Source organism: Amycolatopsis sp. MtRt-6, from assembly GCF_017308975.1.
Lineage (GTDB): Bacteria > Actinomycetota > Actinomycetes > Mycobacteriales > Pseudonocardiaceae > Amycolatopsis.
Window position 1 is genome coordinate 118,592 of record NZ_JADWPD010000015.1, and the last position, 21,927, is coordinate 140,518.

23 protein-coding genes and 4 tRNA genes are annotated in these 21,927 nt (G+C 70.3%); 18 read left to right on the forward strand and 9 right to left on the reverse strand.

Annotation, left to right across the window (positions count from 1 at the left end; translation table 11 throughout):
- The first annotated feature begins 95 nt into the window (after positions 1-95).
- Positions 96-755: a hypothetical protein gene (locus tag I4Q55_RS25100; RefSeq protein WP_206791009.1), complete on the forward strand. Its 660-nt coding sequence runs from the start codon at positions 96-98 to the stop codon at positions 753-755.
- A gap of 34 nt (positions 756-789) precedes the next feature.
- Here I4Q55_RS25100 and I4Q55_RS25105 read toward each other — a convergent pair whose 3' ends face one another.
- The gene (locus I4Q55_RS25105; protein WP_176173343.1) at positions 790-1,281 is read right to left on the reverse strand and encodes a YajQ family cyclic di-GMP-binding protein; all 492 of its coding nucleotides are present in this window, start codon (positions 1,279-1,281) and stop codon (positions 790-792) included.
- 117 nt (positions 1,282-1,398) lie between these two features.
- On the opposite strand from I4Q55_RS25105, the gene I4Q55_RS25110 reads away from it, so the two are divergent.
- Positions 1,399-1,480: transfer RNA gene (locus I4Q55_RS25110), tRNA-Tyr, on the forward strand.
- 103 nt (positions 1,481-1,583) lie between these two features.
- On the opposite strand, the gene lon is transcribed toward I4Q55_RS25110, so the two are convergent.
- The 3 genes from lon to I4Q55_RS25125 form a co-directional block, all read right to left on the reverse strand.
- Entirely contained in the window at positions 1,584-3,986 is a 2,403-nt protein-coding gene (gene lon / locus I4Q55_RS25115; RefSeq protein ID WP_206791010.1) for an endopeptidase La, read from the reverse strand.
- 100 nt (positions 3,987-4,086) lie between these two features.
- Entirely contained in the window at positions 4,087-4,941 is an 855-nt protein-coding gene (locus I4Q55_RS25120; protein WP_206791011.1) for an SAM-dependent methyltransferase, read from the reverse strand.
- A 71-nt stretch (positions 4,942-5,012) separates the two neighbouring features.
- Entirely contained in the window at positions 5,013-5,951 is a 939-nt protein-coding gene (locus I4Q55_RS25125) for a GNAT family N-acetyltransferase (RefSeq protein ID WP_206791012.1), read from the reverse strand.
- A gap of 236 nt (positions 5,952-6,187) precedes the next feature.
- Here I4Q55_RS25125 and I4Q55_RS25130 point away from each other — a divergent pair, with 236 nt between their 5' ends.
- From I4Q55_RS25130 to I4Q55_RS25155, 6 genes are all read left to right on the forward strand, one after another.
- On the forward strand, positions 6,188-8,833 hold the full coding sequence (locus tag I4Q55_RS25130; protein WP_206791013.1) for a bifunctional diguanylate cyclase/phosphodiesterase: 2,646 nt from the start codon (positions 6,188-6,190) through the stop codon (positions 8,831-8,833).
- 80 nt (positions 8,834-8,913) lie between these two features.
- Positions 8,914-8,986, forward strand: a tRNA-Thr gene (locus I4Q55_RS25135).
- A 50-nt stretch (positions 8,987-9,036) separates the two neighbouring features.
- Positions 9,037-9,109, forward strand: a tRNA-Met gene (locus I4Q55_RS25140).
- 49 nt (positions 9,110-9,158) lie between these two features.
- Positions 9,159-9,323 (forward strand): 50S ribosomal protein L33, encoded by a 165-nt coding sequence (gene rpmG, locus I4Q55_RS25145; RefSeq protein ID WP_005152047.1) that lies wholly within the window; start codon positions 9,159-9,161, stop codon positions 9,321-9,323.
- A gap of 76 nt (positions 9,324-9,399) precedes the next feature.
- Positions 9,400-9,849: a MaoC family dehydratase N-terminal domain-containing protein gene (locus I4Q55_RS25150; protein WP_206791014.1), complete on the forward strand. Its 450-nt coding sequence runs from the start codon at positions 9,400-9,402 to the stop codon at positions 9,847-9,849.
- On the forward strand, positions 9,846-10,244 hold the full coding sequence (locus I4Q55_RS25155; RefSeq protein ID WP_206791015.1) for a MaoC family dehydratase: 399 nt from the start codon (positions 9,846-9,848) through the stop codon (positions 10,242-10,244). Before I4Q55_RS25150 ends, I4Q55_RS25155 begins: the two co-directional genes overlap by 4 nt.
- Before the next feature lie 75 nt (positions 10,245-10,319).
- Here I4Q55_RS25155 and I4Q55_RS25160 read toward each other — a convergent pair whose 3' ends face one another.
- From I4Q55_RS25160 to I4Q55_RS25175, 4 genes are all read right to left on the reverse strand, one after another.
- The gene (locus I4Q55_RS25160) at positions 10,320-11,225 is read right to left on the reverse strand and encodes an SGNH/GDSL hydrolase family protein (protein ID WP_206791016.1); all 906 of its coding nucleotides are present in this window, start codon (positions 11,223-11,225) and stop codon (positions 10,320-10,322) included.
- A 35-nt stretch (positions 11,226-11,260) separates the two neighbouring features.
- Positions 11,261-12,220 (reverse strand): hypothetical protein, encoded by a 960-nt coding sequence (locus tag I4Q55_RS25165; protein ID WP_206791018.1) that lies wholly within the window; start codon positions 12,218-12,220, stop codon positions 11,261-11,263.
- Complete coding sequence (locus I4Q55_RS25170; RefSeq protein ID WP_206791020.1) at positions 12,217-12,567, reverse strand: GntR family transcriptional regulator; 351 nt, start codon at positions 12,565-12,567, stop codon at positions 12,217-12,219. The genes I4Q55_RS25165 and I4Q55_RS25170 overlap by 4 nt, the downstream gene beginning before the upstream one ends.
- A 61-nt stretch (positions 12,568-12,628) precedes the next feature.
- Positions 12,629-13,549 carry a TIGR03619 family F420-dependent LLM class oxidoreductase gene (locus I4Q55_RS25175; protein ID WP_206791022.1) on the reverse strand — a complete coding sequence of 307 codons (921 nt, stop codon included), beginning with the start codon at positions 13,547-13,549 and terminating at the stop codon, positions 12,629-12,631.
- Between the two features lie 206 nt (positions 13,550-13,755).
- Between I4Q55_RS25175 and I4Q55_RS25180 the strand changes: the two genes are divergently transcribed.
- The 6 genes from I4Q55_RS25180 to I4Q55_RS25205 all read left to right on the forward strand — a co-directional run bounded on the left by I4Q55_RS25180 (position 13,756) and on the right by I4Q55_RS25205 (position 17,348).
- Positions 13,756-13,828 (forward strand) — tRNA-Trp (locus I4Q55_RS25180).
- A 26-nt stretch (positions 13,829-13,854) separates the two neighbouring features.
- Positions 13,855-14,295: a preprotein translocase subunit SecE gene (gene secE / locus I4Q55_RS25185; protein WP_206791025.1), complete on the forward strand. Its 441-nt coding sequence runs from the start codon at positions 13,855-13,857 to the stop codon at positions 14,293-14,295.
- A 65-nt stretch (positions 14,296-14,360) separates the two neighbouring features.
- Positions 14,361-15,194, forward strand: coding sequence for a transcription termination/antitermination protein NusG (gene nusG, locus I4Q55_RS25190; protein ID WP_206791027.1), 834 nt, complete (start codon positions 14,361-14,363; stop codon positions 15,192-15,194).
- A 74-nt stretch (positions 15,195-15,268) separates the two neighbouring features.
- Positions 15,269-15,706 (forward strand): 50S ribosomal protein L11, encoded by a 438-nt coding sequence (rplK, locus tag I4Q55_RS25195; RefSeq protein ID WP_043781763.1) that lies wholly within the window; start codon positions 15,269-15,271, stop codon positions 15,704-15,706.
- A gap of 78 nt (positions 15,707-15,784) precedes the next feature.
- A complete protein-coding gene (gene rplA / locus I4Q55_RS25200; RefSeq protein WP_206791029.1) occupies positions 15,785-16,504 on the forward strand; it encodes a 50S ribosomal protein L1 in 720 nt (239 codons plus the stop codon).
- Between the two features lie 70 nt (positions 16,505-16,574).
- Entirely contained in the window at positions 16,575-17,348 is a 774-nt protein-coding gene (locus I4Q55_RS25205; RefSeq protein ID WP_206791031.1) for an alpha/beta fold hydrolase, read from the forward strand.
- Position 17,349: 1 nt separating this feature from the next.
- On the opposite strand, the gene I4Q55_RS25210 is transcribed toward I4Q55_RS25205, so the two are convergent.
- A complete protein-coding gene (locus tag I4Q55_RS25210; RefSeq protein ID WP_206791034.1) occupies positions 17,350-18,243 on the reverse strand; it encodes a hypothetical protein in 894 nt (297 codons plus the stop codon).
- A 312-nt stretch (positions 18,244-18,555) separates the two neighbouring features.
- On the opposite strand from I4Q55_RS25210, the gene rplJ reads away from it, so the two are divergent.
- From rplJ to I4Q55_RS25230, 4 genes are all read left to right on the forward strand, one after another.
- A complete protein-coding gene (rplJ, locus tag I4Q55_RS25215; protein ID WP_206791036.1) occupies positions 18,556-19,110 on the forward strand; it encodes a 50S ribosomal protein L10 in 555 nt (184 codons plus the stop codon).
- A gap of 50 nt (positions 19,111-19,160) precedes the next feature.
- Positions 19,161-19,547, forward strand: a complete 387-nt coding sequence (rplL, locus tag I4Q55_RS25220; protein ID WP_206791038.1) for a 50S ribosomal protein L7/L12 — start codon at positions 19,161-19,163, stop codon at positions 19,545-19,547.
- Between the two features lie 403 nt (positions 19,548-19,950).
- Positions 19,951-21,132: an ABC transporter ATP-binding protein gene (locus tag I4Q55_RS25225; protein ID WP_206791040.1), complete on the forward strand. Its 1,182-nt coding sequence runs from the start codon at positions 19,951-19,953 to the stop codon at positions 21,130-21,132.
- Positions 21,133-21,170: 38 nt separating this feature from the next.
- Complete coding sequence (locus I4Q55_RS25230; RefSeq protein WP_003060268.1) at positions 21,171-21,923, forward strand: ABC transporter permease; 753 nt, start codon at positions 21,171-21,173, stop codon at positions 21,921-21,923.
- The last annotated feature ends 4 nt before the right edge of the window (positions 21,924-21,927 follow it).

Genomic DNA, 21,927 nt, shown 5'->3' on the forward strand with positions numbered 1-21,927 from the left:
ACGACCGGTGGTCTTGGGCGGGGTGCATTCACGCGTTCGGGTAACGCTCCTGGTCTGCGGGCCGAAAGATCACTGAGGGCAGTTGAGGGGGGACGATGAAAATCCGGCTGGCCGGCCTGCTGGTCCTGGTCCTGGCTTCGGCGTGCGCGCCGCCGACCGGGTACGGCACGATCGTCACGGAGTCCTTCGCACCTTCGGCTCCTTCGACGGCGCCGGCTGCTGTTCCCCGTGACGTGCCGCCGGAGACGCACACGGGCACGGGCAGCGGCGAGTTCGCGACGACCTGGCCGGCGGACCAGGTGGGCTTCTTCACGTTCGACTGCCCGAAGTGCACGGCCAACGTGATCATCGACACCGACGGCGGCGAGCACGGCCTGGTCAACGCGATCGGCGCGTACAAGGGCACGACGTGGATGAACACGGACCCGGACCGCCCGACGAAGAGGGTGACGGTCCACGCGAACGCCCCCTGGACGGCAACGATCGCGGACCACCGGAGCATCCCGACGGCAGAGGCCGGCAAGGAGACGGCCGACCGCGGCGACGCGGTGCTCAAGCTCCCGGCGGGCGTGACACGCATCCGCTTCACGGCGAAGACCCGCGGCAGCGTGGGGCTGTGGGTGATGACGTCGCCGTCGGACCGGGACTTGATCTTGAACCAGATCGGTGATCTGCAGGTGGAGCGGGACGTGACCGGGCCGGCTTACCTGCAGGTGGACAGCTATGAGGCGAGCTGGACGCTGACGCCGTCCTGAGCGGGCACCCGGAGCCCGGGTGCCCGCGGCGGCGTCACCGGTAGTTCGTGAACTGCAGCGCGATCTCGAAGTCCTTGCCCTTCAGCAGGGCGATGACCTCCTGCAGCTGGTCCTTCTTCTTGCCCGACACCCGCAGCTGGTCGCCCTGGATCTGGGCCTGGACGCCCTTGGGGCCTTCGTCGCGGATGAACTTGGCGATCTGCTTCGCCTTGTCCGAGGCGATGCCCTGGAGGATCTTGCCGGAGATCTTGTAGATCTTGCCCGACAGCGCCGGCTCGCCGGCTTCGAAGGCCTTCAGCGAGATGCTGCGCTTGATCAGCTTCTCCTTGAACACCTCGACCGCCGCCAGGGCGCGCTCCTCGGTCTCGGACTCGATCGTGAGGGCCTCCTCGCCGGCCCAGTTGATCGTCGTGCCCGTGCCGCGGAAGTCGAACCGGGTGCCCAGCTCCTTGCTCGCCTGGTTGAGCGCGTTGTCCACCTCCTGGCGGTCGACCTTGCTCACGACGTCGAAAGAGGGATCCGCCACGTGTCCTCACACCTCGTACTCGCTTGTCAGGGCTTCCCAGCCTAGCCCCGGGTAACCCGGTTGCTCCCCGCCGGGAGCGGTTGGGTAAGCTTCACCCCGGCCGGTGAGACCGGCCTGGGCGGGTTACCCGAGTGGCCAAAGGGGACTGGCTGTAAACCAGTTGGCATTGCCTACGGGGGTTCGAATCCCTCACCCGCCACACACGAGTGAGCCCCGTGACCGGAATGGTCACGGGGCTCACTCGTATGACCGGCCGACTCCCTTTGCGGGAGAAGGGAACCGACCGTCGGCGGCGCTCGGGGTCACGCCGCCTGGGGGACCGGCGTCGACGCCGGTGTCAGGGCCAGCTCCAGGACCTCGCGGACGTTCGCCACCGCGTGGACCTCCAGCTGGGCCAGCACCTCGGCCGGGACGTCGTCGAGGTCCGGCTCGTTGCGCTGGGGGATGATCACCGTCTTCATGCCTGCCCGGTGGGCTGCCAGGAGCTTCTGCTTCACTCCGCCGATCGGGAGGACGCGGCCCGTCAACGACACCTCGCCCGTCATCGCCACGTCCGCCCGGACCACTCGGCCCGACAGCAGGGATGCCAGCGCCGTCGTCATCGTGATGCCCGCCGATGGGCCGTCCTTCGGGACCGCTCCGGCCGGGACGTGGACGTGGATTCCGCGGTTGCGCAGGTCGGCCACCGGCAGCTCCAGCTCCGCTCCATGGGACCTGAGGTACGACAGCGCGATCTGCACCGACTCCTTCATCACGTCGCCGAGCTGGCCGGTCAGCTGCAGTCCGGACGCGCCGGACTCCTCGTCCGCGAGCGACGCCTCGATGTACAGGACGTCGCCGCCCGCGCCGGTCACCGCCAGGCCCGTTGCCACGCCCGGGGTTGCCGTGCGCTGGGTCGACGCCGGCAGCGACGACTCCGGGATGTGCCGTGGGCGGCCCAGGTAGGTTTCCAGATCGGCAGCGTCGACCGTGAGTGGCAGGGAAACCTCGTCCAGGGCCACCTTCGTCGCGATCTTCCGCAGCACCTTGGCGATCGTCCGGTTCGCGTCGCGCACGCCCGCCTCGCGGGTGTACTCGGCCGCGATCCGGCTGAACGCCGCGTCCGTCAAAACCACGTCCGCGGCGCCCAGGCCGGCGCGCTCCAGCTCGCGGGGGAGCAGGTGGTCGCGGGCGATCGTCACCTTCTCGTGCTCGGTGTAGCCGTCCAGCGTCACCAGCTCCATGCGGTCCAGCAGCGGGCCGGGGATGGTCTCCAGCGCGTTGGCCGTCGCCAGGAACACGACGTCGGACAGGTCCAGCTCGACCTCGAGGTAGTGGTCGCGGAACGTGTGGTTCTGCTCCGGGTCCAGCACTTCGAGCAGCGCCGCCGTCGGGTCGCCGCGGTAGTCGGCGCCGACCTTGTCGATCTCGTCGAGCAGCACCACCGGGTTCATCGAGCCGGCTTCCTTGATGGCGCGGACGATCCGGCCGGGCAGCGCGCCGACGTAGGTGCGGCGGTGGCCGCGGATCTCCGCCTCGTCGCGGATGCCGCCCAGCGCGACCCGGACGAACTTGCGGCCCATGGCCTTCGCGACCGACTCGCCCAGCGACGTCTTACCGACTCCGGGAGGGCCGGCGAGCGCCAGGACCGCACCCGAACGACGGCCGCCGACCGGGCCGAGGCCGCTTTCCGCACGGCGCTTCCGCACGGCCAAGTACTCGATGATGCGTTCCTTCACGTCATCCAGGCCCGCGTGGTCGGCGTCCAAAACGGCCCGTGCCGCCGCGATGTCGTAGACGTCCTCGGTGCGCTCGTTCCAGGGCAGCTCCAGGACGGTGTCCAGCCAGGTGCGGATCCAGCCGCCCTCGGGGGACTGCTCGGACGTGCGGTCCAGTTTGTCCACTTCGGCCAGTGCGACCTTCTTGACCGCGTCGGGCAGTTCGGCCGCCTCGACGCGGGCGCGGTAGTCCGTCTCGTCGGCGGTGCCGTCGAGCTCGCCCAGTTCCTTGCGGATGGCTTCGAGCTGGCGGCGCAGCAGGAACTCCTTCTGCTGCTTCTCCATGCCCTCGGCGACGTCCTTGCGGATCGTGTCCGTCACCTCGAGCTCGGCGAGGTGCTCCTTGCTCCACTCGAGCGCCTTCTCCAGGCGTGCGGTTACGTCCAGCGCGCCGAGCAGCTCGAGCTTCTGGCCGGTCGACAGGTATGGCGCGTTGCCGGACAGGTCGGCGATCGCGGACGGCTCTTCGACCTGCTGGACGGCGTCGATCAGCTGCCAGCCGCCGCGCTGCTGGAGGATCGAGATGACGACGGCCTTGTACTCGGCCGCGAGCTTGGCCGTCCGGTCGTCGGTGGTTTCGGGGGCGTCCTCGGCGTGCACCCAGCGGGCGGCGCCGGGGCCGTCGGCGATCCGGCCGACGACCGCGCGGGCCGTGCCGCGCAGCAGGACGGCGGCCTTGCCGCCGGGCACGCGGCCGATGCGCTCGACCGTGGCGACGGTGCCGAACTCGGCGTATTCGCCGTGCACGCGCGGGACGATCAGGACTTCGGCCTTGGTGGCCGCGGCGGACCGGATGCCGGGGAAGGACGCCTGGCTCGGCGCCTTGGCCTGGGCGGACTCCACCGCTGCCCGCGTCTCGGTGTCGGTCAGGTCGAGCGGGACGACCATGCCCGGCAGCACGACGTCGTCATCGAGCGGGAGCACGGGCAGGAGGCGGGTGTCGGACATGTGCACTCCTCGTGTAGTTGAGTCTGCCTAGCTCAACTCTCCGATGGGAGCGTTTGTTTCCGATGGTGCGTTCGCCCACAGCGATCGAAGAAACCGCAGGTCAGCGGCCTGGTTTCGCCGCGACGGCGCACCACGCGAACGGCCGGGCCTCCGCCTCCAGGGCGTTGATCTTCCGGTCCGGCCGCCAGTCCGGCAGGTGCACGATGCCCGGCTCCAGCAGCTGCCAGTCGCCGAAGAGCGGCTCGATCTCTTCGCGGTCGCGCAACCAGACCGGGTTGCTCGTCTTCCGGTACTGCTCGACGAACCAGCGCAGCCCTTCGAGCATTTCGCCGCTGCCGTCGCCTTCGCTCATCTGGGAGATCGCCAGCCAGCTGCCCGGCGCGAGCGCGTCGCGGTACGTCGCCAGCAGGTCCTCCGGGTCGTCGTCCGGGCCGACGAAGTGCAGCACCGCCGCCATGATCAGGCAGACCGGCTGCGAGAAGTCGATGAGCCGCCGCGTTTCCGGCGCGCGCAGCACCGACTTCGCGTCCCGCATGTCCGCCTGGACGATGCCCGCCCAGTCGGTCGCCGCGCTCTCTTCGAGGATCAGCGTCGCGTGGGCGACCGCGACCGGCTCGTAGTCGACGTAGACGACCTTCGCGTCGTGGTCGTCGGGCAGCTCCGCCTCGACGACCTCGTGCACGTTGCCCGCCGTCGGCACGCCCGAGCCGAGGTCGATGAACTGCCGGATGCCGGCCCGCAACGCCGCGCGCACCGCGCGGTTCATGAACTCGCGGTTCTGCTTCGACCCCGGGCGCACCAGCGGCCACTGCTGCTCCATGCGCCTGCCGAACTCGCGGTCCACGGCCCAGTTCTGCGTACCGCCCAGGTACCAGTCGTAGATCCGGGCCGCGGACGGCTTCTCGGTGTCGACACCCTCGGGCGCTCTCGGCGCGGAATCTCGCTGGTCGGTCACTTCAGGCTCCCCTCGCTCGCGGCGAAGCCCAGCCTATAAGCCCCGGGCACCCCCGGAAATCCTCCGGTAGCTCACCGGACAGCCGGCCGGCGCTGCCAGTACGTCCACAGCGGGCGGTACCCCTGCGCGTACCAGAACGGCGTCGACAGCGGGTTCGCCGCGGCGTGGTGCAGCAGGACGACGTCGGCGCCTTCCTCGTCGAGGACGTGGTGGGCGTGCGTCGCCAGCGCGGTGCCGACGCCGGACGACCGCGCGGCCTCCGCCACCGCCAGCGACGACAGGTAGCCGACGCGGGACGCGGCGACGCGGCCGCTGATCCAGCCGGTCTCGCCCGGGTGCTGGACGCTCACCATGCCGAGCGGCCGGCCGTACAGCTCGGCGATCCACAGTGGCGGCTCCGGCCGCTTCAGCTGCTCGGCGAGGTCCTTGGCCAGGATCTCCTCGACACCGGTGCGCCAGTTCACCGTGCCGTACTGGGCGTCGTAGGAGTGCAGCTCCATGCCGAGCGCCACCGCGGTCTCGAGGTCATCGGGCTCGGCGCGGCGGATCTTGACACCGGGCGTCCCCAGCGGAGTCGCCGGGACGTGCCGCTGGGCCGGGCGGACCGCGACCACCCGCAGCGGCGCGAAGCCGTGGTGCAGCATTTCGCGCGCGCCGGCGGCATCCCGGCTCGCCCGCGGCACGATCGCCGCCGTCTCCGTGTCGCCGCGCTCGGCCACCGCGCGCAGATGTTCATCCCATCGAGTGAGCAGGGCGTCCAGCACCGCCGCCGGCTGCGGGCCGGCCAGCTGGACGTCGAGCCGGTGTTCGGTCAGCGCCCGCCACGGCGCGTTCGGGGCGTCGCGGTCGACCTGGACCCGGGAAGCCAGCCCGGAAGCGGCGGAATCGCCCGTCGCGACTTCCAGCACCACGGCGTTTTCGGCTGCCTCGAAGGGAGTTGATCCGGGGAGGAGGGAGTCCACCGCCGCGAGCCGGGTCGCGTGCTCGGTGGCAATCACATCGCTGTGCATGCGCCCATTGAAGCGCTACCGGCGTTCCGATGCGCACAGAACCGGGCGAGTTCGGACATCCGGCGTTTCACTCCTTGGTCCACGCAGGTCAGCGCGTTCGAGGCATTGTTAACCCTGGGGTGATCTCCTACTGTCTCGAAAGGGACACGGGTACGCCCTACGGGGTACGGTATGGCCCTTGTCCACACCCGAAGTCACGGATCAGCACCGGTGGACAAGCCGGGAGGGAAGGTCGGATGCCGGACACCAACGCCCACGGCGACGCCGTCGCGCAGGCGCAGCCCGGGCCGGGAGCCGCTTCCGGAACACCACCCGTCTCCGCCGAAGCCCGCACCGACGAACGCCGGTTCCGCGCCTACACCTTCGCCGTGCTCAGCCTCGGGCTCGCCGCCGCGTTCGCGGTCGGTTCGTGGCTGCCGTTCCACTGGGACGACCGGCTGCTGTGGATCGGGCCCGTGCTCGCCGTCGCCTTCCTGCTCGCCGAGCAGCTCGGCATCAACGTAGACGTCCGCAGCGGCATCTCGTGGACGATCTCGTTCACCGAAATCCCGCTCGTCATCGGGTTCTTCATCGCGCCGTTCGAGGTCGTGCTGGCCGCGCACCTGATCGCCGGCATCGGCACGCTGCTCGCGCGCAAGGTCGCCGGCCGCGTGCTCTACAACGCCGGCGCGTTCCTGCTCGAGATCACCGGCGCCTTCGCGGTCGCCGGGCTGGTGAAGTACGCCGTGGGCGCCGGGGCGGGCGACAAGATCCCGTGGGTCGCGGCGCTGGCCGGCACGCTGACCGCGCCGCTGGTGAGCACGCTGCTCGCGCTGGCCGCGGTCCGGGTGCTGCGCCGCCGCATGCGGGTCAGCACCGCCGTCCGGCTCACCGGGCGGATCCTGGTCGTCGGCTTCGTCAACGCGTCCGTCGGCCTCTCCGGCTACCTCGTCATCGCCAGCACGCCCCAGGCGTGGCCGCTGGTGCTCGCCGTCTTCCTCGGCCTCACCGCGCTGTACTGGGCGTACTCCGACCTGCTGCGCGAGCAGCGGGACATGGAGGCGCTCTCGGACGTCAGCCTGATGGTGGCCCGCTCGGGCCAGCAGGCCGCGGCGCGCCCGGCCAGCCGCGCCGACGAACTCGTCGGCGGCGTCGACGTCCGCGAATGGGCGACGATCGCCGAGCGCATCAAGGACCAGCTCGCCGCCGGCCGCGTCGTGCTGCGGCTGAGGCTCGAACCGAAGGACACCATGCGGGTCGTGGTGGCGGGCGACGACCTGCCGCCCGCGGACCCCGCCGCCGACGACCCGCTGCTGCGGCTGCCCGGCGCGCACGTCCGGCACTTCCGGATCACCGAGGCCAACCCCGACGTCCGCGCGGCGCTGCTCGACCGCGGCGCGCAGGAGGCACTCGTCGTCCCGCTGCGCAGCGCGAACCGGCTGCTCGGCGTCGTCGAGGCGCACGACCGGCTGTCCCGCTGGCGCGGCTTCGGCAAGTACGACGTCCAGCTGCTCGGCACGATGGCCAGCCACCTCGCGACGTCGCTGGACAACCGGCGGCTGCTGGCGACGCTGCGCCACGACGCCTACCACGACCCGCTCACCGGGCACCTCAACCGGCCGGGCTTCCGGCAGGTGGCGAAGGAGCCGCTGCGGGACTTCGCCAACGCCGTGGTGCTGCGGATCGACCTCGACGTCTTCTCGACGGTCAGCGACGCGCTCGGCTACGCGTGGGCCGACCGGATGGTCGTCGCCGCCGGCCGCCGCATCCGCGACGCGCTCGGCCCCGACGTCCCGCTCGCCCGGCTCGAAGGCGCTTCCTTCGCGGCGCTGCTCGTCGGCTGCCCGCCGGAAGACGCCCACCAGGCGGCGGAACGGTTGCGCGAAGAGCTGTCGGCGCCGTACCCGGTCGACCGGCTCTCGGTCGAGGCGAACGCGATGATCGGCTACGCGACGACGTCCGCGGAAGAACCCGGCGACGTCGTCGACATCGAAGGCCTGCTGCAGCGGGCGGACGTGGCCGTCCGCGCGACGAAGGGCGGCGAAGAGGTCCGCGGCTACGTGCCGAGCATGGGCCAGATCTTCCTGCGCCGCTTCCAGATGGTGACGCAGTTCCGGCAGTCCCTCGAGGACGGCCAGGTCAGCGTCCACTACCAGCCGAAGATCACCCTGCCGAACCGGCAGGTGCAGGGCGTCGAGGCACTGGTCCGCTGGGTGCACCCGGAGTTCGGCAGGCTCGGCCCCGACGAGTTCGTCCCGGCCATCGAGGCGGCCGGCCTGATCGGCGTGCTGACGGGGTTCGTGCTCGGCGAGGCCCTGAAGCGCTGCCGCAAGTGGCTCGACGAGGGCCTGCGGATCTCGGTGGCGGTCAACCTGTCGGTGCGCAACCTGGCCGACGAGGACTTCCCGGCCAAGGTCGCCCGCGAGCTGGAGCACTACGGCATCCCGCCGGAGCTGTTGACGTTCGAACTGACCGAGTCCGGTGTGATGTCCGACCCGCAGAAGGCGCTGCCGATCCTGCGCGAGCTGCACTCGCTGGGCATCACGCTCGCCGTGGACGACTTCGGGACCGGGTACTCGTCGCTGGCGTACCTGCGGCAGCTGCCGGTCGACCAGGTCAAGATCGACAAGAGCTTCGTCCTCGGCATGGGCACCGACCTCGGCGACCTCGCGGTGGTCCGGTCGATCGTCGAGCTGGGGCACTCGCTCGGGCTGACGGTGGTGGCCGAGGGCGTCGAGGAGGACGTGGCGCGCGACCAGCTCGAGGCGATGGGCTGTGACGTCGCCCAGGGCTACCTGATCTCGCGGCCGCTGCCGGAGGACCGCCTGGAGGCGTGGCTGCAGGCCCGCACCGCGCGCTCGCCGGGGCGGCACTCGGAGACCGTGCTGACCCTCCTGACCTGAGCTTTTGCGGTTTGGGGACCCCGGTTGCACGGGCGGGTGAAGCGGCTTGCTAATCTTTCCAAGTCCTCGCGAGAGGCCAGGCCCCTTTAGCTCAGTCGGCAGAGCGTCTCCATGGTAAGGAGAAGGTCTACGGTTCGATTCCGTAAAGGGGCTCTCGACCTCAGCCGCGTCACGCCTGCGTGTCGCGGCTTGGGTCATGTAAGGGCGGTGTAGCTCAGTTGGCAGAGCAAGCGGCTCATAATCGCTGTGTCGCCGGTTCAAGTCCGGCCACCGCTACGCGGTAACGACGGGGCTGGCCCCCGGACCTGAGAGAGAAGGAAACGCTGTGGCTGCCACCGACGTGCGACCCAAGATCACGCTGGCGTGCGAAGAGTGCAAGCACCGCAACTACATCACCAAGAAGAACCGGCGCAACAACCCGGATCGCCTGGAGATGAAGAAGTTCTGCCCGAACTGCGGTACGCACCGGACGCACAAGGAAACCCGCTGACGCGTACGCGTTCACCAGCTTCGAAGAGCCGCCCTGGATCACCAGGGCGGCTCTTTGCTGTTGGTAGCCTCCTCGGGTGCCCTTGGACCAGTCGTTCACCGGGCGGACTTATCCGCCGCAGACCAGTTACGAAGTGAGCCGGGAGAAGATCCGGGAGTTCGCCGACGCGATCGGCGACGACAACCCGGTCTACCGCGACCCGGAGGCGGCCCGCGAGGCCGGTCACCCCGACGTGATCGCGCCGCCGACGTTCCTCACGATCATCAACCTCGCCTCGATCAACGCGATCGTCGCCGACCCCGAGCTCGGCCTCGACTACTCGCGGATGGTGCACGGCGACCAGGGCTTCACCTACACGCGCCCGGTGTTCGCCGGCGACGTGCTCGAGGTGACGACCCACATCGACGGCATCATGGCCCGCGCCGGCAACGACTTCATCAACCTCCGCGCGGACATCACCGACGCGGCCGGCCAGAAGGTCTGCACCACCCGCGCGCAACTGGTGGTCCGAGGGGAGAACGCGTGAACACCGGCGACGAGTTGCCCGCCCTCGAGGTGCGGATCACCCGCGAGCAGCTGGTGCGCTACGCCGGGGCGGCCTTGGACTTCAACCCGATCCACTGGAACGAGGCGTTCGCGAAGGACGTCGGCCTGCCGGACGTCATCGCCCACGGGATGCTGACGATGGCGGTGGCCGGCCGCGTGGTCACGGACTGGCTCGGCGACCCGGCCCGGCTGGTCGACTTCAGCGCCCGGTTCACCCGGCCGGTCGTCGTGCCGAACACGGCAGAGGGCGCGGTGGTGGAGATCACCGGGAAGGTCGCGGACGTCAAGGACGACGGGATCGCGCGGATCGACCTCGTGGTGAAGTTCGACGGGAAGACCGTGCTGGGGAAGCCGCAGGCGCTGGTCCGCCTCTGACGCCGACGCCCCCAATGTGGCGTTCGGTGCGTCCGACGCAACCAACGCCACATTGGGGTGCTTGGGGCGGGCCCGCTAAGGCAGCTTCAACACCGCGAGCACCGCGTCGGCCATGCCCTGCTCTCCCCGGGCGTTCGGGTGGAGCGGGGCGGCCGGCGAGGCGGGCAGCAGGCCCTCGACCCAGCGCTTGTCCGACGCCGAACACACGTCGTGGCCCTTGCCGGGCGTGGCGGTGTCCGCGTAACCCGCGCGGTGGGTGTCCGCCTGGTCCTCCAGCATCTTGTTCAGCTTGCCGAGCGCGCCGCGGAAGTACTCGATGTCGCCCGCGCCGAACGGCAGGGACGGCCAGCAGCCGGCGCCTTCGGGGAGGACCGTTGGGTAGCCGACGACCACCACCTTGGCCTTCGGGGCCTGCTCGTGGATGCGGTCGAGGACCGCGCCGATCTTCGGGGCCGTCGCGTCGATGCGCTCGGCCAGCTGGTCGCGGCCGCCCGCCGTCAAGCGGTCCCGGCACGGTGACGCGTTCTGGTCGGTCGTCGCGCAGCCCGAGGCGTACGAGAAGAAGCCGACGTCGTTGCCGCCGATGCCCACCGTCACCAGCGTCGTCTCCGCCGTCACCGCGTCGAGCTGCGGCGGGTTGGTTCCGTTCCCGGTCTTCTGGGACCCGGTCAGGTTCGCCGTCGTCGCGCCGCTGCAGCTGACGTCGGCGAACTGCGCCGGCTTCAGCTTCGCCGCCACCAGGTGCGGGTAGTTGTCGTCCGAGCGGTCGCAGCCGGCCGGCGTGCCCGCCTGGCGCCCGGTCCGCGGCGACGACGTGTACGAATCCCCGAGCGCGACGTAGCGGCCGCTGCCGCCGCCGGTGTCCACGCCCTCCGGCGGCGCCGACGACGAGCCGTGCTGCCACTTGTAGTACCCGAACGCCAGGAGCCCGACCACGAGCACCAGCACCAGGCAGCCGCCGCCACCGCTTTTCTTCGCCACTTCTTCGTTTCTACCGAACGCGCCGCGCCGCCGACCTAGCCAATCCGGGTGATCCGCTGCGCGAGCAGGTCGTTGACCAGTCCCGCGGCCGTCTCCGGGTCGTCCACGCTCACCAGCACCTTCCGGCCGCTCTCCAGGGTGAGCTCCAGCGCCGGGCCGCCGCGGACCTTGTACGCCGTCGTGCCGGTGACCGGGTTGAAGCGCAGGCCGAGCCCGCCGTCGCGGAACATCGACAGCTCACGCGTCGTCGCCTCGCGGATGCTGTCCAGCCTCAGGTGCCGCCACGGGACGCCCAGCAGGCCGAAGCGGATCGTCACGCCCTTGGCGTCCACGGTCGCCGACAGCCGGTACGTCAGCGCCGCGACCACCACGCCGACCAGCGTGATCCAGCCGGCCACCGGCCAGGAGAGCCCGGCGGGAACGAGCGCGATCGCCACCGGGATCAGCGCCAGCGACCAGAGCATCGCCGGGTTCGCCGCCCCGCCCGCCCAGAACGCGCGCTGTCCCGGCCGCAGGCCGACGCTCGGCCGGTTCGCGGTCTGCTCGCGCTCCGGCGCCGACGGCACGCCGCCGACGAGCGCCGCGAGCACGCCGAGGACCGCCGCACCCAGCATGAAGAGCACGACGACGAAGCCGCTGCGGGCCGCGTGCCAGTCCGGGACGTCGAGGTTCGCCACGAGCACCGTGAGCAGGACCGCGGCCGGCAGGGCGGCGAACCCGGCCCCGACGCCGACGGCCGCGCGCGGCAGCGGCCGTCCGCGGCGCAGCGCGGTCATCGCCGTCGTGGCCAGGAGCAGCACGGCGACCACACCCAGCCCGAGGCACGCGCCGGTGAACACCCCGAGCGGGGTCGCGCTGCTCGGCGCCGTGTTCCAGTGCGTCGCGACGGGGTCGGGCAGCCGGTGCGCCCACGCGTTTTCGAGTGCGCCCGCGACGGCGAGCGCGGCGCCCGGCAGCACGGCCGTGGCGAACAGGACCCGGATCGGATTGGTCATGAGTACTTCTCCTTCAACACCCCAGTGAGTTCGTCGAGGCCGACGCCCGCGCGCTTCGCTTCGCGGACCAGGTCTTCGGCCAGCTCGGCCAGCCGCGCGCGGGACGACGCACCGCCGATGACGACGGCGCCCCGGCGCCGCCGCAGGTCGATGAGGCCTTCGTCGCGGAGCAGCGCGTACGCCCGCAGCACGGTGTGGACGTTGATCTCGAGGGCCGCGGCCAGTTCGCGGGCGGGTGGCAGCTGTTGGCCGGGAGCCGGCTTGCCGTCGGCGAGGGACCGGCGCAGCGAGGCAGCCACCTGCTCGAAGAGCGGGACGGTGGAACTCGGATCGATTTGAACGAGCATAGTTCTAACTATAATAGAACTATTGGGCCGTGCGTGAGAGGTGCGTCACACTCGACGTGGATCAGCCGCCGGCGAGTTCGGCGGCGAGGTCCAGGGCGTGGCCGACGTCCTTCGCGACGAAGTGCAGGTCGACGAGCACTTCGGAAATGCCCAGCTCGCGGGCCACGTCGAGGCAGGGGTGGACGTCGGCGACCGCCTCGACGGCGGTGCCCGGCCGCGGGTTGATCCGCAGCACCCGGCGCAGCGCGCCCGGGTCGCGGCCGGCCTTCTCGGCCGCTTCGAGCGCGACCGACCAGAGGCCGGTCAGGTACCGCTCCGGCATCCAGCCGGCGAGCCAGCCGTCCGCGCGGCGCCCGACCCGGGCCAGTGCCGGCGGGGAGAACCCGCCGAGCAGCACCGGCGGGCGCGGCTGCTGCGCCGGGCGCAGGCCCACCGTGGACGGCGCGATCCGCCACTGCGGGCCCTCGTGCTCCGCCGGGTCGCCGGTCCACAGCGCGTCGAGGGCGTCGAGCAGCTCTTCGAGCCGCAGGCCGCGGTCCGCCCACGGCACCCCGGTGGCGAAGTACTCCTCCCGCAGCCAGCCGAGCCCGAAGCCGACGTCCAGCCGGCCCGAGCTGGCCAGGTCGAGCGAGGTCAGCGCCCGGGCGAGCAGCACCGGGGAGTACACCGGGCCGGTCAGCGCGCTCGTCCCGAGGCGGGCCGTGCGGGTCACCGCCGCCGCGGCCGCCAGTGTCGTGAACGGGTCGGCGAAGGTCTCGAACTCCCGGGGGTACGGGTGTTCCGGCGTCCCGCCGCCCGGGTAGCGGTCGGACGGCGCCCGTGGCGCGAGGACGCGGTCGCCCACCCACAGCGACGCGAAGCCGAGGCTCTCCGCGGCGGTCGCGAAGCGCGGCACGGCCGCGGGGTCGGCGAGGGCGCCGTACTGGGGGAGAGCGAGCCCGAGCCGCATCGGAGCCCCCGCCGGACGGGGGGTGGTCGTCATGGCGGACATCCTGGCATGATCAGGAGGTCGGCGGGGAGTTTTCCGCAGGCCGGCCGGGGTGCGGTGGTCGATCGGGGGGCGCGGTTGCGGGCCCTCGCGAGGCTTGCCGTAGACTTCGGGACTTGGAACGCACTACGGTCATCCCCGCCTGGATGGTGGGGACGATGGAATGCGTCCACCGGGGCTCCGAGCGATCGGGGCTCCACAGGGGTGTAGCTCAATTGGCAGAGCAGCGGTCTCCAAAACCGCAGGTTGCAGGTTCAAGTCCTGTCACCCCTGCGTAACGGAACTGGTGGAGCGGAGGAGTGGTCGTGAGCGACAGCGACGCCAGCGGCGGCGAGCAGGAGCAGGGCGGCACCGGGCAGAAGCCCGAGAGCCAGTCCCGTCCCGTCACAGCCGCTGCTCGGCGTGAGCGCCGTGCGACCGCTCGTCCGGCGGGGAAGTCCGCGGCACGTGCGGACGACAAGACCCGCCCGGCCGGGAAGTCGGGGGAGAAGACCGCCCCCGACGCGAAGGGCGCTCCGACTCCGAAGCGGGACCAGAAGCCGAAGAAGGCTTCCGTGTTCGCGCGGCTGGTGCGCTTCGTCCGCGAGGTCTGGGCGGAACTGCGCAAGGTCATCTGGCCCAACCGCAAGCAGATGGTCACCTACACCGCGGTCGTGCTGGTCTTCGTGGTGTTCATGGTGGCTCTGGTGAGTGGCCTGGACCTCCTGTTCAAGTGGGGCATCGGCCACATCTTCGGCTGACGCGCCCCAGGGCGTGGCGCCGAACGGGGCCCGGCCCCGGCAATGATCAACTGAGAGGACGGAACGTGACCTCCGACAACGGCACAGCAGCCGGTCACGACCTGACCGAGCTTTCCGACGAGCAGGTGCACGCGGCACTCGGTGACGAGGAGTCCGCGCACCTCGAGCCCGTCGACGTGTCGGACTCCGAGGTCGACGACGCCGCCGCCGCTTCCGGTGACGACGACGCTTCCGCCGACGACGTGATCGACGAGACGGGGGCCGAGGCCGCCGCGGACGACGAGGACCCGGTCGCCAAGCTGCGCGCCGAGCTCCTCGCCGCGCCCGGCGAGTGGTACGTCGTGCACTCCTACGCCGGGTACGAGAACAAGGTGAAGACCAACCTCGAGACCCGGACGCAGACCCTGGACGTCGAGGACTACATCTTCCAGATCGAGGTCCCGACCGAAGAGGTCACCGAGATCAAGAACGGCCAGCGCAAGCAGGTGCAGCGCAAGGTGCTGCCCGGCTACATCCTGGTCCGGATGGACCTGAACGACGCCTCGTGGAGCGCGGTGCGCAACACGCCGGGTGTCACCGGGTTCGTCGGCGCCACCTCGCGGCCGTCGCCGCTGACCGTGGACGAGGTGCTGAAGTTCCTCGCTCCCCAGGTCGAGAAGGAAGCCCCGGCGAAGGCCAGCAAGGGCGAAGCCGCCGCCGCGGCGCCGCTCGGCGGCCCGGCCGTCGAGGTCGACTTCGAGGTCGGCGAGTCGGTCACGGTCATGGACGGCCCGTTCGCGACGCTGCCGGCGACGATCTCCGAGGTCAACGTCGACGGGCAGAAGCTGAAGGTCCTGGTGTCGATCTTCGGCCGGGAGACCCCGGTCGAGCTGTCGTTCAACCAGGTCTCCAAGATCTGACGGCCGGCCTTCCGGCCGCAGTCCCCGCGTCCACGGCAGGTACGCGGGGAACGTAGTACAGGACAGGAAAAGAAATGCCACCCAAGAAGAAGAAGCTTGCGGCGATCATCAAGCTGCAGATCAAGGCGGGTGCGGCCAACCCCGCGCCGCCGGTCGGCCCCGCGCTGGGTCAGCACGGCGTCAACATCATGGAGTTCTGCAAGGCCTACAACGCCGCGACCGAGTCGCAGCGCGGGGACGTCGTCCCGGTCGAGATCTCCGTGTACGAGGACCGGTCGTTCGACTTCAAGCTGAAGACGCCGCCGGCCGCGAAGCTGCTGCTGAAGGCCGCGGGCGTGGAGAAGGGCTCCGGCGAGCCGCACAAGACCAAGGTCGCCAAGGTCACCTGGGACCAGGTCCGCGAGATCGCCAAGACCAAGGAGACCGACCTCAACGCGCACGACATCGACCAGGCCGCGAAGATCATCGCCGGCACTGCTCGTTCGATGGGCATCACGGTCGTCGACGCCTGACGTTTGCAGCACCACGTGGGAGAGCCGAGTGCTGGCTCTGGCACCACACTGATCCGTTTTTGAAGTAAGGACAGAAGCATGACCAAGCACAGCAAGGCTTACCGCCAGGCTGCGGAGCTCATCGACAAGGCGCGCCTGTACGCGCCGCTCGAGGCCGCGCAGCTGGCGAAGGAGACCTCCAAGACCAAGATGGACGCGACCGTCGAGGTCGCGATGCGTCTCGGTGTGGACCCCCGCAAGGCCGACCAGATGGTCCGCGGCACCGTGAACCTGCCGCACGGCACCGGTAAGACCGCCCGCGTCATCGTCTTCGCCGTCGGCGACAAGGCCGCCGAGGCCGAAGCCGCCGGCGCGGACGCGGTCGGCACCGACGAACTGATCGAGCGCATCCAGGGTGGCTGGCTCGACTTCGACGCCGCGATCGCGACGCCGGACCAGATGGCCAAGGTGGGCCGCATCGCCCGCATCCTCGGCCCGCGTGGCCTGATGCCGAACCCGAAGACCGGCACGGTGACCCCCGCGGTCGAGAAGGCCGTGAAGGACATCAAGGGCGGTAAGATCAACTTCCGCGTGGACAAGCAGGCCAACCTGCACCTGGTGATCGGCAAGGCTTCCTTCGACACGGAGAAGCTGGTCGAGAACTACGCCGCCGCGCTGGACGAGATCCTCCGCGCCAAGCCGTCGTCGGCGAAGGGCCGTTACCTGAAGAAGGTCACCTTCAGCACGACGATGGGCCCGGGCATCCCGGTCGACCCGCTGCAGACCCGCAACCTCCTCTCCGAGGACTCGGCGGTCTGAGTCTGAGATCACCAGAAAGGGCGTCCCCGCTTGCTGCGGGGGCGCCCTTTCTTCGTGTCTTATTGACGGCATGCCGACTTTCGCGTCGTTCGACGGGCTCCGGTTGAACTACACGGTGTGGGAGGGCGACGGCGCCCACCGCCCGGTGCTGCTGCAACACGGCTTCGCCGCGGACACGAACGCGAACTGGATTTCCACCGGCGTGGTGGCGGCGCTCCGGTCGGCGGGCTTCACGGTGATCTCCCTGGACGCCCGCGGCCACGGCCGGTCCGAGAAGCCGCACGACGAGTCCCGCTACGCCGACGACGCGATGGCCCGAGACGTCTCGGCCCTGCTGGACGAGCTGGGTCTCGACGAGGTTTCCCTGGCCGGCTACTCGATGGGCGCGATCATCGCCCTGACGGTGACGGCGGCGGACAAGCGCATCCGTTGCCTGGCGACCGGCGGAGTGGGCTCGGGCATCGTCGACTTCGGCGGCGTGGACCTGCGGGTCGTGAAGCCGGCTGACCTCGCTTCGGCGTTGCTGGCGGAGGACCCCGCGCTGGTGCCGCCATCGGGAGTGCCGTTCCGCCTGCTGGCCGACGCGGTGGGCGGCGACCGCCAGGCGCTGGCGGCGGTGGCGCTGGCGTCGCGGGAGGGACACCTGGACCTGTCGGCGATCGGGGTCCCGACGTTGGTGCTGGCGGGCGAGCAGGACCAGCTGGCTGCGGAGCCGGAGAGACTGGCGGCCGCGATCGCGGGGGCGCGGTTGGTCCGGATCCCGGGCGACCACATGACGGCGGTGATGTCACCGGCCTTCGCGGAGGCTCTGGTGTCGTTCCTCTCGGCGCCGCACCCGCGCTGAGTCAGCCGGTCGGGGTCGCCGAGGTGGGTACTCCGCTGCACTTCGCCGGTCCGATCGCGTGGCCGGTGATGAGCCACTGGCCCTTCTCGACCTTGGAGACCGTGAAGACACCCAGTGCCGGGCCGCCCGTGACGGGGAAGGTGCACGAATCGATCGTCACGGTGTCCCCGGGCAGGGGCTCCGAGACGCTGGACGGCAGGGATTCGGCGTAGTCGTTCTTGTTCGTCACCTGGGTGGCGAGGAATTCGACGGCCTTCTTGCAGTCGGTCTGGGCGGCGTTCTGGCGGAACGTCTGGGCGATGTCCTGCGCGAACCGGGTCTGGATGTCGCGCTGCCCCTCGTTCTGGAACCGGCCGCAGGCGTCGTCGACCCGGCCCTGGGCGATGTTGTGGTAGACCATCCGCACCGCTTCGTACGGGTTCGTCGAGAAGACGTGGTTCGTGTGGTAGGTCCCGCCGCCTTCCTGGGCGAGCTGGGCGGAGGTCTTGCCGGCGTCGTTGGGGAAGAAGTGGTTGTACAGCCACGTGCCCGCGACCGCGAGCAGGATGAAGGCCAGCACCCAGGCGAGGACCTTCTTGCCGAGCCAGGTCACCCACTTCGGTGCCCGGCGGCGCTCGACCGGGACCAGCTGGTACCCGGCCGGGATCATCGGGGGCTGACTGCCCGGCTGGGACGGCGGCGCCTGGACCACGCCCGCGTCCGGCGCGGGGGCCGGCTGGTTGCCCTGCTGGGCCTGGGTGAAGCGCAGGTAGTCCTGGAACTGCTGGAACTGGCGGAACTGCTCGACCTCCGCCGGGTCGACCGGCGGCTGTGGGGGAGGCCCCGCCGCGGGCGCGTTGGAGCCCGCCGGTTCGATCTCCGCGCCCGGCTTTCCGTCATCGCGCTGCTCCGCCACGTCACCATGATGCCCTCCGCGCCGCCCCGTGGAACCCCCAGGCGCCCTAAACGCAGGTCAGACCGGCCCCCGAGAAAGCCTTGACAACCGACGGGGTATAGTTGACGACGGTTCTACCGAAGACCGCTGGTTTTCCCCGCTCCAACGGGGAACGAAGGTCCCGCATCACGTCGGGCGGCCCGCGCAGGAGGAACGAGGCCGGGCACTTCGTGTGCCCTACAACGCCCCGCGCCTGTCTGCGCGAGGGCGTTTTGTCGTTTCGCGGAGCCCCTCGAACGCCAGTGGAAACACTAGCCAAGAGAGGAGGCGACCATGGCGAAGCCCGACAAGGTGGCGGCCGTCGCCGAGATCGCGGAGAGCTTCCGCACCAGCTCGGCCACCGTCGTTACCCAGTACACCGGCCTCTCCGTGTCTCAGCTGTCCCAGCTGCGCCGCGCTCTCGGCACCAGTGCCAAGTACCGGGTCGCGAAGAACACCCTCGTCAAGCGTGCCGCTGCGGACGCCGGTGTCGAGGGTCTCGAGGACCTGTTCGTCGGCGCGACCGCCATCGCCTTCGTCGAGGGTGAAGCTGTCGACGCCGCCAAGGCGCTTCGCGACTTCGCGAAGGACAACAACGCGCTTGTGATCAAGGGCGGCTACATGGACGGCAAAGCGCTGTCCGTGGACGAGATCAACCGGATCGCCGATCTCGACAGCCGTGAGGTCCTGCTCGCCAAGGCGGCGGGCGCGTTCAAGGCGAAGCTGTCCCAGGCCGCCGCGCTGTTCCAGGCGCCGGCGTCCCAGGTCGCCCGCCTGGCTGCCGCGCTGGAGGAGAAGCAGCGCAACGCCGCCGGTACCGAAGCAGCCGAAGCACCCGCCGAGAGCTGAACCACCCCCACCCCGAACGTCTCGTTCGTTTTTTCTGAGAGGAAGCCATCATGGCGAAGCTGAGCACCGCCGAGCTGATCGACGCCTTCAAGGAGCTGACCCTCCTCGAGCTGTCCGAGTTCGTGAAGGAGTTCGAAGAGGTCTTCGACGTGACCGCCGCCGCGCCGGCCGCCGTCGTTGCCGCCGCCCCGGGTGCCGCCCCGGCCGCCGCCGCCGAGGAGCAGGACGAGTTCGACGTCGTCCTCGAGGGCGCCGGCGACAAGAAGATCCAGGTCATCAAGGTCGTCCGCGAGGTCGTCTCCGGTCTGGGCCTGAAGGAGGCCAAGGAGCTGGTCGAGGCCGCTCCCAAGGCCCTCCTGGAGAAGGTCGACAAGGAGGCCGCCGAGGCCGCCAAGGAGAAGCTCGAGGCCGCGGGCGCCAAGATCTCCATCAAGTGATTTCGGGCGCGCAAGCGCCTACGCACCACCTCGGGACGGGGCGGGCATCCACTGCGGATGCCCGCCCCGTCCCTTTTTCCGGATCTCGTGGCGGCGAGCCGCCGGCACCCCCTAGGGCCGCTGTCCGATTGGCCCCGGGCCCCCGAATCGTGGGTTCCGGGGGCCTGAGGACCTGCGTAGTTGGCCCGAATGGGCTACCGTGCTGCCCATTGGCGATCACGGCGGGATGACGATGGGCCCGGGGCTGGCCAGAAAAGAAAACTGGTGAGTAACCTGTTCGCACTCAGCTCGTTGCACCTGGTTGACGCGGGTTCGTGGGCGCCACCGGCCCACACTCGCCGCCGGCGTGGGTGGCAGGGTGTGGCAGCGGGCGCAATGACGCGGAACAGCTCCTGGAGGTGCGATGGGTGCCGAGGTGGTCATCGAAGGTCTGACGAAGTCCTTCGGTAGGCAGACCATCTGGCGGGACGTCACGTTGACGCTCCCCCCGGGCGAAGTGTCGGCCATGCTCGGCCCGTCAGGGACCGGCAAGTCCGTCTTCCTCAAGTCGATGATCGGGCTGCTGAAGCCCGACCGCGGCCGCTGCGTGATCAACGGTGTCGACATCGTCACCTGCTCCGAGCACAAGCTCTACGAGATCCGGAAGCTCTTCGGCGTCCTCTTCCAGGACGGCGCGCTGTTCGGCTCGATGAACCTCTACGACAACGTCGCCTTCCCGCTGCGCGAGCACACCAAGAAGTCCGAGACGGAAATCCGCCGGATCGTGCTCGAAAAGCTCGACATGACCGGTCTGAACGGCGCCGACAAGAAGCTGCCGGGCGAAATCTCCGGCGGGATGCGCAAGCGCGCCGGCCTGGCCCGCGCCCTGGTGCTTGACCCCGAGATCATCCTGGTCGACGAGCCGGACTCGGGCCTCGACCCGGTCCGCACCACCTACATCTCGCAGCTGTTCCTCGACGTCAACGCGCAGATCGACGCCACCTTCCTGATCGTCACCCACAACATCAACCTGGCCCGCACGGTACCGGACAACCTGGGCATGCTCTTCCGCAAGGAACTGGTCATGTTCGGCCCGCGCGAGGTGCTGCTGACCAGCGAAGAGCCGGTCGTCAAGCAGTTCCTCAACGGCAAGATGCAGGGCCCGATCGGCATGTCCGAGGAGAAGGACTCCGCCCAGATGGCCGCCGAGCAGGCGATGTTCGACGCCGGCCACCACGCGGGCGGGGTCGAGGACATCTCCGGGGTGCCGCCGCAGATGCAGACGACGCCGGGCGTGGCCACCCGGATGGGTGCCATCCGCCGCAAGGACCGGGTCATGGAGATCATGCACCGGCTGCCGCCGGCCGCGCAGGAAAGCATCATCGAGTCGCTGACCCCCGAGGAGCAGCGCCACTACGGTGTGCGGCCGCACCGCGGCCAGCCGCAGCAGGTGGGCGCGCGCCCGCAGGGTGACGGCGTCCCGAACCAGCACCACGGGCAGCTGCCCGCCGACCAGGTGGCCCGGATCCCGGGCGGCGGCCAGCCGCCGAGACCCGGCTCGCACCGGATGCCACCACCACGCGACAACGGGCCAGGTGGCAGGTGAGCTCTCCCGCAACACAGGCGAAGATCCCCGGGATCGGCATGCTCCGCGAGACCGGGAACCTGTTCGCTCTCGGCCTGGACATCGTCCGCGGCCTGTTCCAGAGGCCTTTTCAGCTGCGGGAGTTCATCCAGCAGTCCTGGTTCATCGCGAGTGTGACCATCCTGCCGACGGCCCTGGTGGCCATCCCGTTCGGCGCGGTCATCTCGCTGCAGTTCGGCTCGCTCGCCCGCCAGCTGGGCGCGCAGTCCTACACCGGCGCGGGCTCCGTGCTCGCCACCGTGCAGCAGGCCAGTCCGCTGGTCACCGCGCTGCTGGTGGCGGGCGCGGGCGGCTCCGCCGTCTGCGCCGACATCGGCGCCCGGACCATCCGCGAAGAGATCGCCGCGATGGAGGTGCTCGGCGTCTCCGCGGTCCAGCGGCTGATCGTGCCGCGCACCCTCGCGATGATGCTGGTCGCGCTCCTGCTCAACGGCATGGTCAGCGTCATCGGCGTGCTCGGCGGCTACTTCTTCAACGTCGTGCTCCAGGGCGGGACGCCGGGCGCGTACCTGGCGAGCTTCTCCGCCCTCGCGCAGCTGCCCGACCTGTGGGTCGGCGAGATCAAGGCGCTGATCTTCGGGTTCATCGCCGCCGTCGTCGCGTCCTACCGGGGCCTGAACCCCTCCGGCGGCCCGAAGGGCGTCGGGGACGCGGTGAACCAGTCGGTGGTCATCACGTTCCTGCTGCTGTTCGTCGTGAACTTCGTGATCACCCTGATCTACCTGCAGATCGTGCCCGGAAAGCTGGACTAGCGCC

What these genes read in the sequence shown, in the direction of transcription:
- I4Q55_RS25170 (WP_206791020.1), bottom strand. Translation starts at nt 12,567, where the DNA reads ATGCTCGTTCAAATCGATCCGAGTTCCACCGTCCCGCTCTTCGAGCAG.
- I4Q55_RS25225 (WP_206791040.1), top strand. Translation starts at nt 19,951, where the DNA reads ATGGGTGCCGAGGTGGTCATCGAAGGTCTGACGAAGTCCTTCGGTAGG.
- I4Q55_RS25130 (WP_206791013.1), top strand. Translation starts at nt 6,188, where the DNA reads ATGCCGGACACCAACGCCCACGGCGACGCCGTCGCGCAGGCGCAGCCC.
- lon (WP_206791010.1), bottom strand. Translation starts at nt 3,986, where the DNA reads ATGTCCGACACCCGCCTCCTGCCCGTGCTCCCGCTCGATGACGACGTC.
- rplK (WP_043781763.1), top strand. Translation starts at nt 15,269, where the DNA reads ATGCCACCCAAGAAGAAGAAGCTTGCGGCGATCATCAAGCTGCAGATC.
- I4Q55_RS25175 (WP_206791022.1), bottom strand. Translation starts at nt 13,549, where the DNA reads ATGACGACCACCCCCCGTCCGGCGGGGGCTCCGATGCGGCTCGGGCTC.
- I4Q55_RS25125 (WP_206791012.1), bottom strand. Translation starts at nt 5,951, where the DNA reads ATGCACAGCGATGTGATTGCCACCGAGCACGCGACCCGGCTCGCGGCG.
- I4Q55_RS25165 (WP_206791018.1), bottom strand. Translation starts at nt 12,220, where the DNA reads ATGACCAATCCGATCCGGGTCCTGTTCGCCACGGCCGTGCTGCCGGGC.
- I4Q55_RS25230 (WP_003060268.1), top strand. Translation starts at nt 21,171, where the DNA reads ATGCTCCGCGAGACCGGGAACCTGTTCGCTCTCGGCCTGGACATCGTC.
- I4Q55_RS25205 (WP_206791031.1), top strand. Translation starts at nt 16,575, where the DNA reads ATGCCGACTTTCGCGTCGTTCGACGGGCTCCGGTTGAACTACACGGTG.
- rplA (WP_206791029.1), top strand. Translation starts at nt 15,785, where the DNA reads ATGACCAAGCACAGCAAGGCTTACCGCCAGGCTGCGGAGCTCATCGAC.
- rplL (WP_206791038.1), top strand. Translation starts at nt 19,161, where the DNA reads ATGGCGAAGCTGAGCACCGCCGAGCTGATCGACGCCTTCAAGGAGCTG.
- rplJ (WP_206791036.1), top strand. Translation starts at nt 18,556, where the DNA reads ATGGCGAAGCCCGACAAGGTGGCGGCCGTCGCCGAGATCGCGGAGAGC.
- I4Q55_RS25100 (WP_206791009.1), top strand. Translation starts at nt 96, where the DNA reads ATGAAAATCCGGCTGGCCGGCCTGCTGGTCCTGGTCCTGGCTTCGGCG.